16 protein-coding genes and 1 pseudogene are annotated in these 16650 nt (G+C 61.2%); 10 read left to right on the top strand and 7 right to left on the bottom strand.

Annotation, left to right across the window (positions count from 1 at the left end; translation table 11 throughout):
• Positions 1-389: 389 nt before the first annotated feature.
• From rfaH to ACT9T4_RS17195, 7 genes and pseudogenes are all read right to left on the bottom strand, one after another.
• Positions 390-902, bottom strand: coding sequence for a transcription/translation regulatory transformer protein RfaH (gene rfaH / locus ACT9T4_RS17225; protein ID WP_042556830.1), 513 nt, complete (start codon positions 900-902; stop codon positions 390-392).
• Positions 903-1374: 472 nt separating this feature from the next.
• Complete coding sequence (locus ACT9T4_RS17220) at positions 1375-1716, bottom strand: hypothetical protein (RefSeq protein WP_499118119.1); 342 nt, start codon at positions 1714-1716, stop codon at positions 1375-1377.
• A gap of 311 nt (positions 1717-2027) precedes the next feature.
• Complete coding sequence (locus ACT9T4_RS17215; RefSeq protein ID WP_179537721.1) at positions 2028-3002, bottom strand: D-2-hydroxyacid dehydrogenase family protein; 975 nt, start codon at positions 3000-3002, stop codon at positions 2028-2030.
• Between the two features lie 52 nt (positions 3003-3054).
• Positions 3055-3236, bottom strand: a pseudogene (locus tag ACT9T4_RS17210) (tripartite tricarboxylate transporter permease); the annotation flags it as partial.
• Positions 3237-3324: 88 nt separating this feature from the next.
• Complete coding sequence (locus ACT9T4_RS17205; protein WP_499118117.1) at positions 3325-4305, bottom strand: Bug family tripartite tricarboxylate transporter substrate binding protein; 981 nt, start codon at positions 4303-4305, stop codon at positions 3325-3327.
• A 50-nt stretch (positions 4306-4355) separates the two neighbouring features.
• Positions 4356-5615, bottom strand: a complete 1260-nt coding sequence (locus ACT9T4_RS17200; RefSeq protein ID WP_499118115.1) for an OprD family porin — start codon at positions 5613-5615, stop codon at positions 4356-4358.
• 30 nt (positions 5616-5645) lie between these two features.
• On the bottom strand, positions 5646-6728 hold the full coding sequence (locus ACT9T4_RS17195) for a 4-oxalomesaconate tautomerase (protein WP_499118113.1): 1083 nt from the start codon (positions 6726-6728) through the stop codon (positions 5646-5648).
• Between the two features lie 222 nt (positions 6729-6950).
• Here ACT9T4_RS17195 and ACT9T4_RS17190 point away from each other — a divergent pair, with 222 nt between their 5' ends.
• The 10 genes from ACT9T4_RS17190 to ACT9T4_RS17145 all read left to right on the top strand — a co-directional run bounded on the left by ACT9T4_RS17190 (position 6951) and on the right by ACT9T4_RS17145 (position 16642).
• Positions 6951-7871: a LysR family transcriptional regulator gene (locus tag ACT9T4_RS17190; RefSeq protein WP_042552684.1), complete on the top strand. Its 921-nt coding sequence runs from the start codon at positions 6951-6953 to the stop codon at positions 7869-7871.
• Positions 7872-8039: 168 nt separating this feature from the next.
• Positions 8040-9125, top strand: coding sequence for a 4-oxalomesaconate tautomerase (locus tag ACT9T4_RS17185; RefSeq protein WP_179537725.1), 1086 nt, complete (start codon positions 8040-8042; stop codon positions 9123-9125).
• Positions 9126-9274: 149 nt separating this feature from the next.
• Entirely contained in the window at positions 9275-10579 is a 1305-nt protein-coding gene (locus ACT9T4_RS17180) for a CitMHS family transporter (protein WP_042552686.1), read from the top strand.
• Positions 10580-10751: 172 nt separating this feature from the next.
• On the top strand, positions 10752-11915 hold the full coding sequence (locus ACT9T4_RS17175; RefSeq protein WP_499118110.1) for an acetyltransferase domain-containing protein: 1164 nt from the start codon (positions 10752-10754) through the stop codon (positions 11913-11915).
• Positions 11916-12003: 88 nt separating this feature from the next.
• Entirely contained in the window at positions 12004-12315 is a 312-nt protein-coding gene (locus ACT9T4_RS17170; protein ID WP_499118108.1) for a DUF2892 domain-containing protein, read from the top strand.
• Between the two features lie 70 nt (positions 12316-12385).
• Positions 12386-12712 carry a thioredoxin family protein gene (locus ACT9T4_RS17165; protein ID WP_042552689.1) on the top strand — a complete coding sequence of 109 codons (327 nt, stop codon included), beginning with the start codon at positions 12386-12388 and terminating at the stop codon, positions 12710-12712.
• Between the two features lie 83 nt (positions 12713-12795).
• Positions 12796-13233, top strand: a complete 438-nt coding sequence (locus ACT9T4_RS17160; protein ID WP_179537728.1) for a phosphotransferase system, HPr-related protein — start codon at positions 12796-12798, stop codon at positions 13231-13233.
• A gap of 137 nt (positions 13234-13370) precedes the next feature.
• Positions 13371-13757 carry a MerR family transcriptional regulator gene (locus ACT9T4_RS17155; protein WP_499118105.1) on the top strand — a complete coding sequence of 129 codons (387 nt, stop codon included), beginning with the start codon at positions 13371-13373 and terminating at the stop codon, positions 13755-13757.
• A 64-nt stretch (positions 13758-13821) separates the two neighbouring features.
• Positions 13822-15000, top strand: coding sequence for an isovaleryl-CoA dehydrogenase (locus ACT9T4_RS17150; protein WP_197076967.1), 1179 nt, complete (start codon positions 13822-13824; stop codon positions 14998-15000).
• Positions 15001-15034: 34 nt separating this feature from the next.
• Positions 15035-16642: a carboxyl transferase domain-containing protein gene (locus ACT9T4_RS17145; protein ID WP_042552693.1), complete on the top strand. Its 1608-nt coding sequence runs from the start codon at positions 15035-15037 to the stop codon at positions 16640-16642.
• The last annotated feature ends 8 nt before the right edge of the window (positions 16643-16650 follow it).

The raw sequence follows: 16650 nt of genomic DNA, 5'->3' as shown, positions 1-16650 counted from the left end.
TCGCTTGAGTGGAGTGGCCGGGTGACTACGCTGCGGGACGATGGCCCGGCAGCCTCTGTTCAGTCACCTATCGCGTTGACTTGCGGCCATTTTTCATGAGTCATTGGTTGTCGGCTCAGGGAAGAAGTTCCCCGTTGGCCGTGAAACTCATCACAGGCGCATCGATAAAAAAACACGGAACTTTTCATGCGCTTTAATGGTTCGCTCCTGCCGCCAGTGCTGCAATCGGGGGCAGCGTGCTCGGTTCTGAAAAATACGCTACCGCCCCAAGGCCATCGTTCTTGAGGGCAATGATGCGATGTCGGATGGGTTGCAGTGGCTGAGGCTCTGGGTTCAGCCCGGATAGTAGAAGTTTTGCGTTACAGGCATGTTAAGAGGTTGAGCAATATTCATGCCTGTAAAATTGAAAGTTGAGAGAGCGGGACTTTTATGCGCTTTTCTCGATTAAGTAAGCGAAGCAGCAGCATCACTCGCTGTTCGCCGTCCATGGCCAGGAAGATCGCATCCATATCGGCCAGTGGACCACTGTTTATATGCACTCTGTCTCCGGCAGTCAGTGCTTTCGCTTGCACGCTCTGCAGGCTGCGCGCTTTCAATTGCTCGATAATTGAATCATCTATTCGGCAAGGAACTCCGCAGAAGGCAACGACCCTGCTGACGCCTCGTGTCGAGCGCAACGCTGCCCAGTTACCCTGTTCCTGCATATGCAGAAACAGGTAGCCGGGAAAGAGTGGTTGGGTGATTTGGACGCGTTTGCCTGCCCTGGTCGCCTGCGTTCTGGTGCGCGGGCAAAAGCACTCGAAACCCTGTCTGTTCAGGTGTTCCCAGGCCTTGTCGTCGTGTCGGGGCTTGCACTGGATCAGGTACCAGGCGGCTTCCGAAAACTTCACGTCGATGCTCATAGGCCTCAGCTTTCCATGCTTGCGAAGTGCCATCAATCGCTGTTCTGGCAGAGCGTCGATAGTAGGCCTTCCACACTTCATTAGGTGTAATTGCGCGACGAGTGGCGAGTTAGTTCATACGCTGATCAATCCGAAAGGTTGTTACCGTAATTGTGCTGTCATTTTGATTTCATTTGCATGTTGACTGGGCGTCAGCTGTATCAGGGAAAGTTCCGCTGGAAGTTGTAGTCGATTTTATGGCTCCTGTTTTTTGATGATTCAGCCTCGTCTATATAGGCGTTGTTGGAAGCGTTGGACCCAGCCGGTGATCACGCATCTTCACAACGGATTAGCCGAAGAGAAAAGATTGGGCTGTGATGGCCAATGAATATCAAGTCTGATCAAGGGTGATGAATCATGGCTTACATATATGCAGCGGTTCTTACGTAATAACAGCAAGGATTTTCTTGAGTGCGGTTTGGATGCCGTTTACTCACAAACGAGATCCTGTGATTCGCCATAGCGCCCTGAGCGTTTCGCCGATGTTCACATTGCTGACCCAATTGCAGGACGTCAGCCTGAACGGTTCGTTGAACAGCAGAGGCATTGCACATTTGAGGCGCCCGCCGGCCATCGATTCGACGCTGATATCGAGAACGCTAACGCGCCAGACTTCGCTGAGCACCTCGGCGGCGAGCTCATTGAGTGCCAGGTTCAGGCGCAACTGGTCGGACATGCCGAAGGCCGTGGAGGAACCGGCTGGTATCACTCTGTGGGCAGCGAAGTCGCAGAGCACATCTTCACTGCGGATCTCGGGGCGAGCGCGAGCGGTCATGGTCGAAACGGTATCGGTTTCCGTGCGCGTGCCGCTCCGGGCTGCACCTGAAGGCGAGGGCGAGGTTGCGTTCGGTTGACAGTATTCTTTTCGCCAGAATGCTTGTCCGTCTGATTTTTAATTGATCCAACTAATTGATTTTAAATTATTAATAAATATCTTTTGGTTTATGGTCAGGTTTTTGTGATCGAGAAGGCCCGGCCAGTTCCTGCTCGAAACGACTCCAGCACCGCTGGAGCCCGCGCGAATCGACGCGTTGAACCCTCTGGCGCGGGCTTTGTGGCGTATTTCACAATGTTGAAGAATTTCTGTCATTCCCTTGGCGGTCGTACCTCGGGATTGGCCAGTACGCATTCTTCTCCGTTGAAAAACGCCCGGGCATTGGCGAAGGCATCGCCGAAATACAGCTCGTAACCTGCTCGCTCCACATAACCGAGGTGCGGGGTGCAGAGCACGGCAGGGTGATTCAAAAGCGGGTGCGCAGGGTCGAAGATGGGTTCCTGCTCGAACACATCCAGCGCTGCAGCGCCCGGCCTGCCAAGGTTCAGTGCCTCGAGTAGGGCGCCGGGGGCGATCAGTTCCGCTCGGCTGGTATTGACCAGCAATGCGTTGGTTTTCATGAGTGACAGATCTTTGGCGGTGACCAGATGCCGAGTGCTCTCGGCGAGACGCAGGTGCAGGGTCAACACGTCGGATTCGGCGAAGAACGCTTCCCGTGATGGCGCCGCACGGTGCCCATCGGCGACCGCGGCCTGGCGCGACGCATCGCTGCCCCAGACCATTACGGGCATCTCGAACGCCTGGGCATAACGGGCCAGGCGCTGGCCGATCTTGCCGTAGCCCCAGATGCCCAGCGTCTGCCCGGCCAGGCGTTGCCCGAGGTTGACCTGCCACAACCCGTCGTACATGCCCTGCATGGCCGGGAACAACTGCCGCCTGGCATTGATGATCAGTGCCCAGGTGAGTTCGGCCGGTGCGATGGGTGAGCCGCGCCCCTCCATCACCGCCACACCATGACGGGTACAGGCATCCACATCGATATGGCTGGATACCTTGCCGGTCTGGCTGATCAATTTGAGCTTCGGTAAATGGGCGAGCAGTGCGTCGTCGATGCGCGTGCGCTCTCGGGTCAGCACCAGTGCATCGGCATCGGCGAAGCGCTCGGCCAGCAGTCGAATGTCGTCGACGGCATCGTGATAAATGCTGACCTGATGGCCTTTCAAGGTGGCGAAACAATCGAGGGTGAGGATGACGTTCTGGTAGTCATCCGGAATGACGATATGCATGGCAGGCTCCCAGGCGGTTCAGGCTCCATGGGGAGCCTGATTCGGTAATGTATCAGCCGACGCTCTGGGCCGCTGCCCTGCGGCGAGCCCGCCAGATACGCCAGTTGGGCAAGGCTATCATCAATGCCAGCAGTGCCCATACGACCGGCTGATCGAGGCGTTCCACAGGATGCTCAGGTCACCGTTGGAGAGCGACAGGGCGCGGCGCAGGTTCTGTTCCATCAGGTCGCCAATGTTAGGGCGAGACCAAGCAGACGCCCGCGAAGATAGGGTCTTGCATGGGGGCCATGGGGAGAGCCTAACGGCGCCCCCCGGAAGGAGGTTATTCGACCAGCCCGAATTCGCGGCCCAGCTCGCGGTACTGCCGCACCTGCTTGTGTACCAGGGCTTGCAGGTCCGCACCGGCGACATACATCGGCAGCACGTCACGGTCGACCATGTAGCGCTCGAACTCGGGGGACGACTCCAGTTTGGCGAAGGCCTCGCGCCACCATTGCACGTGTTCTTCGGGAACGTCCGGGCCGAGGAAGTAGCCGCGGATCAATGGCCACTGGATCTCGTAGCCCTGTTCGCGGGCGGTGGGAATGGAAGCCAGGTCACCGGGCAGACGCTCTTCGCTGAATACCGCCAGGGTGCGGATGTCGTTGCCCTTCTGGGAGGCGATCTCGCTGGCGCTGCCGGTGACCAGATCGACGTGTTTGCCCATCAGCGCCATGTAGTGCTCGGAGCCGCCTTCGAAGGCCGCATAGCGCAGTTCGCTGGGGTCGATGCCTGCTGCCTTGGCGAGTAGCGCGATCTTCATCCAGCCCTGGCCGCCGATGCTGCCGCCACCGCCTACGACGACGCTCTTCGGGTCTTTCTTGAGCGCCTGCACGACATCGTCGAGGTTCTTGTAGGGCGAGTCGTCACGCACTGCCAGGGTGCCGTAATCGGTACCGATGGTGGTCAGCCACTGCACGGCGTTTTCGTCGAACTGGCCGTACTTGCCCAAGGCCAGGTTCAACAGCGAAGCACCGGAAAATGCGATCAGCGTGCCTGGCTCGTTACGCCGATTGGCGGCCACCGAGTTGTAGGCGACCGCGCCGATACCGCCTGGCATGTAGGTGACGCGCATCGGCGACTTGAGCACGGCATTGTCTTTCAGGCCCGCCTGGGCAAGCTTGCAGGTGAGGTCGAAGCCGCCGCCCGGTTTGCTTGGCGCGATGCATTCTGGCCGGTGCGGCTGTTCGGCGCTGGCCTGCAGGGTGGTCAGCAGCAGTGCACCGGCGAGGGGGAGAAGAAGGCAGTTCTTGAAAGCTTTCATGGTGTTTACCTGTATTGGATTTATTGGCAGGTTTTTCACGTGGCGCCGTCTCACCAGATCGGCAGGGCGTAACTCAGGATCAGGCGGTTTTCATCCATGCCGCGGGTGAAATTGGCGCGGTAGGCGGCATTGCGCCAGGTGACTTTGAGGTTCTTCAGCGGTCCTTCGGCGAATTCATAGGCCAGGTCGGTGTTGCGTTCCCACTCGCTGCCGCTGTCGCCATTCGCCAGGTCGATGCCGTTACCGCGCACGTAGCGCGTCATGAAGGTCAGGCCGGGGATGCCCACTTTGTTGAAGTCATAGTCATAGCGAACCTGCCAGGAGCGCTCATCGGGCCCGGCAAAGTCGTTGATCTGCAGAAAATTGGTCAGGTAGGGCGTTGCGCCGTCGACATAGGCGAAGCCGTCGTCACCATGCATGCGCTGGTAGGCCACGCCCAGCGCGTGGCCAGCCAGGCTGTAGGTGAACATGGCGTTGAATACCTGGTTGTCGATATCACCGACGCGTGCCTGACCTGTCTCGCTGTTGTTGAAGTAGCGCAGGTCGCTTTTCAGCTTGCCCGGGCCCAGAGCCAGGGTGTGCTGCAGGCCGAGGAAGTGCTGGCGGTAGATGTCCCTCAGCTCCCCCTGGTGGTAACTCACCTGAGTGGTCGGCGTCAGGGCATAGTCGAGGCTGGCGAAGCGCAGATGATCACTGCTCGGGCTGGCGCCGAAGCGACCGTTCTTGTTGTTCAGTGCCAGCTTGCTGGAGCCCGAGACATCGCGCTGCACCACCCGTGATATTTCGCCGAACGAGGCCGTCAGTCGGTCGATGTCCTTGCTCTGCAGCTGCCAGCCCTCGAAGGTCTGAGGCAGCAGGCGGCTGTTGCTGAACTGCAGGGTCGGCATCTTCGGCAGCAGGGTGCCTGCCTTGAGGACGCTGTCGGCGAAACGCACCTTGGCGGTCAGGCCAAGCTTGCTGTAGTCGTCCTCGGCGCGCCGATCGCCGTTGCGTGGCAGCAGGTCGGTACCCGAGCGATCCGGGGATGAATCGAGCTTGAGGCCAAGCATGGCCAGGGCGTCCACGCCAAAACCGACGGTGCCCGGGGTGTAGCCGGATTCCATGTCGAGGATGAAACCCTGGGCCCATTCCTCACGCTTGTTCTGCCCTGGGCCGTCACGAAAATCGCGATTGAGGTAGAAGTTGCGCAGTTCCAGGTTGGCCTTGCTGTCTTCGATGAATCCGGCCGCCTGGGCGTTGCCCGCCGCCAACGGCAGGCCTGTCAGGAAAGCGGGGGCGAGGGATACATAGAGCAGATTCTTTCTTGTCATTATTGTGTTCTCTCGGGGGCGCGGGTGACGTCAGTTTTTCTGTGTGCCTCTTGCCGTCAGCGGCACGTAGACATCGCCGGCGAAAAGGCGCCGCGCGGTGCGTATCAGGGAGGCCTGCATGTGGTGCGGCTGGCTGTCTTCGCCAGGCTCGAGTGAGACTTCTATCTGCCCGCCCGGATGTTCCAGGCGTACCAGGGCCGCACCGGTTATCGGGGCAATGTCGAACGCGACGCTTCCCGGCAGGGCACAGGCACTGGCCAGGCCGATGGCGCCGGTAGCGGCGATGGATCGATGGCAGCTGTGGGGCATGAAATAGCGGGTCGACAGAGTGCCGCCAGTGCGAGGTGGTGCAAGCAGCACCGGTTTGGGGATCACCATCTGGCTGACGTCACCCAGGCCCATGGCCTTTCCTGCCTGCAGGCGGATGCGCTCCAGGCGCTCCAGCAACGCGCTGTCGGCGTCCAGTTGCGCAGCTGTCTCGTGGCCCGTCTTGCCCAGCGCTTCGGCGTGCATGATGACCATGGGCATGGCCATGTCGATGCAGGTGGTGTCGACGCCGTCGAAGCGGTCGCGAACATTGCCGGTAGGCAACAGTGTTCCGGTCTTCGCCCCCGCGGCATCGAGAAAGGTCAGCTTGATTGGCGCAGCGCTGCCGGGAACACCATCGATGCTGGTTTCTCCCTCGTAGCGAACCTTGCCCTTGGGCGTCTGCACTTCCGAGTCGATCAACGTGTTGGTGTTGAGGTTGCGAATGCGTACCCGGGTCACTGGTGCGCAGGCGTTGACCAGGCCGTGTTCGATGGCGAATGGGCCGACGGCGCAGAGCATGTTGCCGCAGTTGGGGGCCGTGTCGACCCGGCGCTGGGCGACCATGACTTGCACGAACAGGTAGTCGACATCGGCATCCGGGTGAGGGGAGGTGCTCACGATGGCGACCTTGCTGGTCTGCGGATTGCCGCCGCCGATACCGTCTATCTCCAGCTCGTGACCCGAGCCCATGATTTTAAGCAGCAGCTCGTCTCGTTGGGCAATATCGGAAGGCAGGTGATTGGCCAGAAAAACCGGACCACGAGAAGTGCCGCCGCGCATCAGGACGCAGGGAATGGCTTGCATGATGTCTCCAGTGCAATAAATTCGCTTATTGTTGCTTTCCTTAAATGGTGGTCAGTGTGTTTTGTTTTGTAAATTGCATATATTTCAAGAACTAATGCTTTTAGTGCATTAATGCGCTGGCTAGAGGCTTCGGACGGGGCATTTTCACGGGTGGTCGCCGCGTTCTGATTAATGGACTAATCTGCCTCCCATAATAAAAGTCGTCATTGATAGGTTTTATGCATGAATTACGAGCTTCAGGATCTTCGTGCCTTCGTCAAAATTGCTGAGTTTGGCAATTTTCACGAGGCGGCCAACGCCATTCATCTGTCCCAGCCGGCGCTCACCCGACGCATGCAGAAGCTGGAGGAGGGCTTGGGCACCCAGCTGCTCGATCGCACCACGCGGCGGGTCAGCCTGACCGCCGTGGGCCGTGACTTCCTGCCCAAGGCTCGGCGCTTGCTGGATGATTTCGAGCGTTCGATTCTGGGCATTCGAGAACTGGCCGAGCGTCAGTCCGGGCAGGTCACCCTGGCGTGCATTCCAACTGCGGCGTTCTACTTTCTGCCCACGGTGATCCGTGAGTTCAATCGGCAGTACCCGAAAATTCGCATCCGTATCCTCGACCTGAGCGCCCATGAAGGCCTCGAAGCCGTGCTGCGCGGCGAGGCGGATTTCGGCATCAACATGCTCAGCGGGCAGAACGCGGAGATCGATTTCACCCCGCTGGTCAACGAGCCCTTCGTGCTTGCCTGTCGACGTGACCATCCCCTGGCGGAGCAGCCTCAGGTGGCGTGGCGGGAGTTGAGTGATTACCGCCTGATCGGCGTGGGGCGCTTGAGCGGCAACCGCGTGCTGCTCGACCATGGCCTGGCTCACCTCGACTGGCGGCCCAGCTGGTTCTACGAGGTTCAGCACCTGTCCACGTCTCTGGGGATGGTCGAGGCAGGCCTGGGCATCGCCGCCATGCCCAGCCTGGCGATGCCTGCCGAAGATCACCCTACGCTGGTGCAGCGCCCCCTGGTGGACCCGGTGATCAGCCGCACCCTGGGCCTGGTACGGCGCCATGGCTCGTCGCTGTCGCCGGCTGCGGAGCAATTCGTCGATACCTTGCTGCGACAGTGGCCGGGCTATACCGCGTTGGGCGGTGACAAGCCGGCGTAACCTCACACGGCGATGTTGCGTTTTTCAGCCATCCGGAAATGCCATGCTTAATGATGCGTCAAACGCATCAATCGCTTAAATCTTTGCATTTGATGGAATTGTCGGTGCGTGTAACTCTTTTGCTCAAGACATCAATCGGCCTGATTGATCAGTACAAGAGTAAGAATCATGCAGCGAATTCCCTGTGTGCTCATGCGCGGAGGCACCTCCAAAGGCCCGGTTTTTCTCGCCAGCGACTTGCCTGAGTCGGTAGAGGAGAGAAATGAAGTCCTGCTGTCGGTCATGGGCGCAGGGCATGAGCTGGAGATCGACGGCATAGGCGGTGGCAGCCCGCAGACCAGCAAGGTCGCCATCGTCAGCCCGTCCAGCCACCCGGATGCAGACGTCGACTACCTGTTCGTGCAGGTCATGGTCTCCCAGCGGCGGGTCGACACGGCGCCCAATTGCGGCAACATGCTCTGCGCCGTGGGGCCGTTCGCGGTCGAGCAGGGCCTGGTCAAGGCGGGGCCCGCTACCACTGAGGTGCGCATCAGGAATCTCAATACCGGCACTTTCGTCAGTTCCAAGGTGCAGACGCCGGGCGGTGCAGTCACCTATGCGGGCGCGACCCGCATCGATGGCGTACCAGGTGTCGCCGCGCCTATCGAGCTGACCTTTCTGGATGCTGCCGGCAGCAAGACCGGCAAGCTGTTTCCCACTGGCAATACCCGCGACCGCTTCGATGGCGTAGAAACCACCTGTATCGACATGGCCATGCCGATGGTACTGATCGATGCCGCCAGCCTGGGCAAGACCGGCCGCGAGTCACCTGCCGAGCTTGATGCCGACCTCGACTTTCTCGCCCGGCTCGACGCCATTCGTCTGCAGGCGGGCCTGGCCATGGGGCTGGGTGATGTCAGCCAGAAAGTCATTCCGAAACCGGTGCTGCTGGCACCGGCCTCATCCGGCGGAACGATTCAGGTCAGGTATTTCATGCCCCACAACTGCCACCGCGCATTGGCCATCACCGGCTCCATCGGTCTGGCCACCGCGTGCGTCAGTCAGGGAACCGTGGCGGCGCAAATGCTCGGTCTCGATGCCAGCGAAGAGCGCATGACTCAGGTACGCATCGAACATCCAAGCGGTTCGATCGAGGTGGCGCTGGCTTACGTGGGCGAGCAGGGCGAGACCATTCGCGCGTCCGTGGTACGCACCGCCAGGCGGCTGTTTTCCGGTGAGGTGCACGCTCCGGAGGAGCGCCTGCTGGCCGGGTGAGATTGCCGTCCAGTGAGGCACTGGTCTCCTGGCAAAGGTTCTACGCAGAGAGCCGTCACTGCAGCAAACGAAGCATGTAACTTGGGCAAATCCGCTTGTCGCGGATCGCCACGAGATGCTCGTCTCCAAAAACAAAAAGAGAGAACTCTATGCTCGCTTTACTCGGGTTGGCGATGGTGGTCGTGTTCACCTACATGATCATGTCGAAGCGCATGTCGCCCATCGTGGCGCTCACCTTCATTCCGATCGTTTTCGCTGTCGCAGGAGGCTTCGGCGATTCGACCGGCAAGATGATTCTCGACGGCCTGAAGATGGTCGCGCCCTCGGCGGCATTGCTGCTATTCGCGATCCTGTTCTTCGGGCTGATGATCGACACGGGGCTGTTCGATCCGCTGATTCGCAAGATCCTGCGCAAGGTCAACGGAGATCCCGTGAAGATCGCCGTGGGCACGGCGCTGCTGTCCCTGACCGTTGCCCTGGACGGCGATGGCACCACCACCTACATGATCACCTGCGCGGCGATGTTGCCGCTGTACCGGCGCATCGGCATGAACCCCATGGTGCTCGCCACGGTTTCCATGCTGTCGCTCAGTATCATGAGTGGCATGACGCCCTGGGGCGGACCGGCGACGCGCGCCATCGCCGCGCTGGGTCTCGATGCCTCCGAATACTTCATTCCCTTGCTGCCGACCATGGTGGCCGGCGCTGCCTTCGTGGTGCTGATCGCCTACGTGCTTGGCCGCAAGGAGCGCAGCCGCATCGGCAACACCGAACTGCAGACCGGCGGCGGCAACTGCTATATCGAGGAGATTCTCGGCGACCAGCCCTACAAGCGTCCTCGCTTCGTCTGGGTGAACCTGTTTCTGGTGATCGCCGTGATGACGGCGCTGGTGATGGGCGTCGCGCATGCCGCCGTGCTTTTTTTGATCGGTTTCGTGGTCGCCCTGATGATCAATTACCCGCAGCTCGACATTCAGAAGGAACGGATACTTTCCCACTCGGGAAATGCCATGACGGTGGTGCTGCTGGTCTTCGCGGCCGGCGTGTTCGCGGGGATCTTCTCGGGCACCAAGATGGTCGACGCCCTGGCGCAAAGCATCGTCAACATGATCCCGCCGTCCTGGGGCCACCTGTTCCCGCTGGTGGTGGCAGTTACCAGCATGCCGCTGACCTTCGTGCTGTCTAACGATGCCTACTATTTCGGTGTGGTACCCATTCTCGCCAAGGCTGCAGCGGCCTATGGCATCGACCCGGTGGAAATCGCCCGGGCTTCGATCCTCGGGCAGCCGGTTCACCTGATGAGCCCCCTGGTGGCTTCGACCCTGTTGCTGGTCGGCATGGTGGACAAGGACATCGGCGACTTTCAGAAATCCACGGTGAAGTGGGCCGTGCTGCTGTCGCTGGGAATCACCCTGGTGGCGGTATTGACCGGGGCCATTTCATTTCTGGTCTGAGTGCATGAAGGCGCGCTGGGACGGGTGTTCCCAGCCGCCCGCTGCTGGTGGGAGAGGGTTGATGCTCGTATGGACGATGGGGCTGGGCTGGTAGTTAAGGTTTGTTATATCATAACCATTCGCTGTGCCCGGTAGACCCTCTGTCTGCCCGGCTTTCTGTCCTGGATATGCTATGACCACTGCCGCCACCACCCATCCCGTTACCTCACGCCTTACTTCCATCGACGCCCTGCGCGGGCTCGTCATCCTGTTCATGCTGCTCGACCATGTGCGCGAGACGTTTTTCCTGCACCGACAGGTACTCGACCCCATGGATGTGAGCAGTACCGAGCCTTCTCTGTTCTTCAGTCGCACCCTGGCTCACCTCTGTGCGCCGGTATTCATCTTCCTGACCGGCCTGTCGGCATTCCTGTATGGCGAGAAGGCCAATGGCCGGGCCGCGGTCAGCGCTTTCCTGTTCAAGCGCGGGCTGTTTCTGGTCGTACTGGAATTCACGCTGGTGAACTTCGCCTGGACCTTTCAGGTGCCGCCGACGGTGATCTACCTGCAGGTGATCTGGGCCATCGGCCTGAGCATGCTGGCACTGTCGCTGCTGGTATGGCTGCCGCGCGGCGTACTGATCGTGCTGGGGCTGGTGCTGGTATGCGGTCACAACCTGCTCGATGGCCTGCACTTCGCGGCCGATTCGGCGATGCACGTGCCATGGGCCATCCTGCATGATCGCGGCTGGCTGCAGGTCTCCGAAAACCTGCGTCTGCGCACCTCGTATCCGCTGTTGCCGTGGATCGGCGTGATCGCCCTGGGTTATGCCGCTGGTTCGTGGTTCGGCCGTGCTGCAGACGCCGCCGGCCGGCAGCGCCTGTTGCTCGGTTGGGGATTAGCTTCCCTGCTGGTGTTCATCGTGGTTCGTGCAGGCAACGGCTACGGCGAGAAGAGCTGGATCATGGGCAGCAACTGGCTGGAAACCCTGATGAGCATTCTCAATATCACCAAGTACCCACCGTCGCTGGCCTTCCTGTCGCTGACCCTGGGGCTGGGGCTGCTGCTGTTGCTGGCCTTCGAGCGGGCCCAAGGCAACCGCTGGCTGAAGGTGCTGACCGTTTACGGTGGCGCGCCGATGTTCTTCTACCTGCTGCACCTCTACGTGCTCAAGCTGCTGTACCTGGCGGCGGTGGCCATCTGGGGCACCAACCAGGGCGATTACTTCGGTTTCGACTCGATCGGTCCGGTGTGGCTCTGCTCGATTCTGCTCGCCGTGGTGCTCTTTCCTCCGGTGCGCTGGTTCGCGGCACTCAAGGCCCGTCGCCGCGACCTGACCTGGCTGCGTTATCTCTGAATGCCGCTCATCCGCTTGTCGGAGTGGTCGAACATCGGCTGCTTCCGGCCTGTCCGTTGTGAATCACAGACAGACTGGAGCTAGCGATATGTCCACATTCGATAAGCAAGGCGGCAGTAACGTGCAGGGTTGGGAGCGTGCGCTTTCCATCGGCAGTGGTATCGCCATGGCCCGTGGCGGCCTGAAGCGCGGCGGTGTACTCGGCCTTGCTCGCGCAGCGTTCGGTGGCCTGCTGGTTGCCCGTGGCCTGAGCGGCCATTGCCGACTCAAAGGCTTCGTGGAAGACGCCCGTTCCATGCGCCCCGCCGTGGATCGCATCGCAGAAACCGTCACCCGGCTGGAAAGCGAAATCGCTGAGCGGGTAAAGCCCGTCGTCAAGAAAGTCACTGACGGCGTCTGATACGCTGAGAACACGAATCGGCCCGCCATGCGCGGGCCGGTTGCGTTTGGCTCACGAGCGGAGATATAGCATGAGCAGCGAATACAGCAGCACGGCGCCGACAGCCGCCGAAGTACGGGCCAAGCCTGGTATGACCCTCATCGAATTCGGCACCGACTGGTGCGGCCATTGCCAGGCGGCGCAGCCGTTGCTGGCCAAGGTGATGCCGGACTATCCCGAAGTCACCCACCTGAAGATCGAGGACGGCAGCGGTCGACCACTGGGGCGCGCCTTCAACGTCAAGCTGTGGCCGACCCTGGTGTTCTTGCGCGACGGCGTGGAGGTCACCCGACTGATTCGCCCCACCAGCGTCAGCCCGCTGGAAGAAGCCCTTGAACAGTTGGTGGGGGAGGGCTGAACTGCACACCGCAACCCGTCACTTTCCCTGAATTTTCCCGGTAGGGGTCGAGTCAACCGAACAGACCCATACTGGAGAACGTCATGAGCACACCCAAGCAGCCAGCCACCCCTCGTGAGATCGACGATACCGAGGATCGCATGGGCTCGATCGAGCAACTGGATTTCAGCGATAGCAAGGATGAGCGCGAGGGGCGCATCGGCGACCGCCGTCCAGCGGACGAGGTGCAGCACGAATACCCGGATGAGCGCGTGCGCGACGCAGGGCAGAGTGGCGGTGAAACGCTGAAAGAGGGCCGTCATGAAGACGGTGTCAGCCTCGACGACCTGAGCCCCGAGAACCTGATCGACGATACCGGCGCACGCTCGCCGCGGGAGCGTGGCGGTGACGAGCCCGCTGACCGCGATCTGAGCGTCGTCGGCGAAGGCGATATCGGCGGCGGTTCAGGGCTAGACGAAGCCGAACTGGCCAGAAAACGTCCGCTGGATGGCGAGCCGTGGGACGGCAAGCCGAACACCTGATGCCTCGTTGACGTGCATGGCCGCAACGGCCATGCACATACCCCACACAATGCGCTGCGGCTTTCTCGTCAATTTGACAGCTGTGTAATTACAGGCTTACGTTTACGTAAAGGTAATCTTCGCAGGCCGCTCGCACCATGAGTCATTCCTACAGCATTTCCCAGCTGGCCCACGAACTCGGCGTCACCACCCGCACCATTCGTTTCTATGAAGAGCAGGGCATGCTCATGCCTGAGCGCAAGGGGCAGGAGCGTATCTACAGCGCCCGCGATCGGGTGACGCTGATGCTCATCCTGCGTGGCAAGCGCATCGGTTTTTCCCTCGCCGAGTGCAAGGAATTGATCGACCTCTATGACCCCGCTGGCGGCAATCGCAAGCAGCTCGACCATTTTCTGGAAAAGATCGCCGAGCGCCGCGAGCATCTCGCCCGCCAGTTGCTCGACATCCAGCAGATGCAACGTGAGCTGGACACCGCCGAACAGCGCTGCCTGATCGCCATGCAGGAGATGCCCGCCGCTTCTTGATCTGCCGCTGCCCCATCGTTTAGCGCATCCAACAACTACAACAATGGAGAGTCGTTACATGAGCATCACGCTGCCAGGTCTGAATTTCTTCCTCGGCGAGGAAATCGACATGCTTCGCGACGCGGTCGCCGGTTTTGCCGCCAAGGAAATCGCCCCACGGGCTGCCGAAGCCGATCGCAGTGACCAGTTCCCCATGGACCTGTGGCGCAAGTTCGGGGACATGGGCCTGCTCGGCCTGACCGTCAGCGAGGAATACGGTGGCGCCGGCATGGGCTACCTGGCGCACATGATCGCCATGGAGGAAATCTCCCGGGCAGCGGGCGGTATCGGCCTGTCCTATGGCGCCCATTCCAACCTGTGCGTGAACCAGATCAACCGCAATGGCAGCGAGGCCCAGAAGCGCCGCTTTCTGCCGAGGCTGATCAGTGGTGAACACATTGGGGCACTGGCCATGAGCGAGCCCAATGCCGGATCCGACGTGGTGTCGATGAAGATGCGCGCCGATCGCAAGGGCGACCGTTACCTGCTCAACGGCACCAAGATGTGGATCACCAACGGCCCGGATTGCGACGTGCTGGTGGTCTATGCAAAGACCGACTCGAGCGCGGGCGCCAAGGGCATGACCGCGTTCATCGTCGAGAAGGGCGCGCCAGGCTTCAGCGTCGCCCAGAAGCTCGACAAGCTCGGCATGCGCGGTTCGCACACCGGCGAGCTGGTATTCCAGGATGTCGAAGTGGCGCAGGAGAACGTACTGGGCGGCGTCGGTGAAGGCGCACGAGTGCTGATGAGCGGCCTGGATTACGAGCGTGCGGTGCTTTCTGGCGGCCCGCTGGGGCTGATGCAGGCGGCGATGGACGTGGTGGTGCCCTACATCCACGACCGCAAGCAGTTCGGCCAGAGCATCGGCGAGTTCCAGCTGATCCAGGGCAAGCTGGCCGACATGTACACCACCCAGCAGGCCTGCCGCGCGTACCTCTACGCGGTCGGCCGGCAGCTCGACGCCCTGGGCAGCGGCCATGTGCGTCAGGTCCGCAAGGACTGCGCCGGGGTCATCCTCTATGCAGCGGAAAAAGCCACCTGGCTGGCCGGTGAGGCGATCCAGATTCTCGGCGGCAATGGCTACATCAACGAGTATCCGGTCGGGCGTCTGTGGCGCGACGCCAAACTCTACGAGATCGGCGCCGGCACCAGTGAAATTCGCCGCATGCTGATCGGTCGCGAGCTGTTCAACGAAACGGCGTGATCAGAGTCCCACGCTGCCAGTCGGAGCCAATGTCATGGCCATTGTGTGTACAAAACTGAACACCCGTTCCCCCGAGTACGCCGTCAACCGAGAAGCGATGCTGGCCCAGGTCGATGAGTTGCACGGCGTGCTCGCCCGTACCCGCGAAGGCGGAGGTGCCAAGGCGCAGGAACGGCACCGCTCGCGCGGCAAGCTGCTGCCTCGCGAGCGCATCGACTGGCTGCTCGATCCGGGCTCGCCGTTTCTGGAAATCGGTCAGCTCGCCGCTTATCAGGTCTACGACGAAGAGGTTGCCGCCGCCGGGGTGATCGCCGGAATTGGCCGTGTCGAAGGCGTCGAATGCATGATCATCGCCAACGACGCCACGGTGAAGGGCGGTAGTTATTATCCGCTGACCGTGAAGAAACACCTGCGCGCCCAGGCCATCGCCAGTCAGAACCGCCTGCCATGCATCTACCTGGTGGATTCCGGTGGTGCCAACCTGCCGCGTCAGGACGAGGTGTTTCCCGATCGCGAGCACTTCGGCCGGATCTTCTTCAACCAGGCCACCATGAGCGCCCAGGGCATCCCCCAGATCGCCGTGGTGATGGGCTCGTGCACCGCCGGCGGCGCCTATGTGCCGGCGATGAGCGACGAGACCATCATGGTGCGTGAGCAGGCGACCATCTTTCTCGCCGGCCCGCCGCTGGTGAAGGCCGCCACCGGTGAAGTGGTCAGCGCCGAGGAGCTTGGTGGCGCCGACGTGCACTGCAAGACCAGTGGCGTGGCCGACCACTATGCGGAAAACGACCGGCACGCCCTGGCCCTGGCGCGCCGCTGCATTGCCAACCTCAACTGGCGCAAGCTCGGTGACGTGCAAGCGCGCCAGCCCATCGCGCCGCGTTACTGCGCCGATGAGCTGTACGGCATCATTCCCGCCGATTCCAAGCAGCCGTTCGATGTGCGGGAGGTGATCGCGCGGATCGTCGATGACTCGCAGCTCGACGAGTTCAAGGCGCTGTTCGGTACCACCCTGGTCTGCGGTTTCGCGCACCTCAATGGTTATCCGGTCGCCATCCTGGCCAACAACGGCATCCTCTTCGCGGAAGCCGCGCAGAAGGGCGCGCACTTCATCGAGCTGGCCTGCCAGCGCGGCATTCCGTTGCTGTTCCTGCAGAACATCACCGGCTTCATGGTCGGCAAGAAATACGAAGAGGGCGGTATCGCCAAGCACGGCGCCAAGCTGGTCACCGCGGTGGCCTGCGCCCGTGTGCCCAAGTTCACGGTGATCATCGGCGGCAGCTTCGGCGCGGGCAACTACGGCATGTGCGGGCGAGCCTTCGATCCGCGCTTTCTGTGGATGTGGCCCAACGCGCGCATTGGCGTGATGGGCGCGCAGCAGGCTGCCGGGGTGCTGGTGCAGGTCAAGCACGAGCAGGCGCAGCGCGCCGGCCAGGTGTTTTCCGCCGAGGACGAGCAGCGCCTCAAGCAGCCTATCGTCGAGCAGTACGAGCGCCAGGCCCACGCCTTCTATTCCAGTGCGCGACTCTGGGACGATGGCGTGATCGACCCGGCACAGACCCGCGAGGTGCTGGCCCTGGCAATTTCCGCCAGCCTCAACGCGCCCATCGAGCCGACACGCTTCGGCGTGTTCCGCATGTAGCCTGGCCG

The organism is Pseudomonas sp. SZ40, from assembly GCF_052958135.1.
Note: the sequence above shows the minus strand (reverse complement) of the source record. Positions and strands in the feature narration are given on the sequence as shown.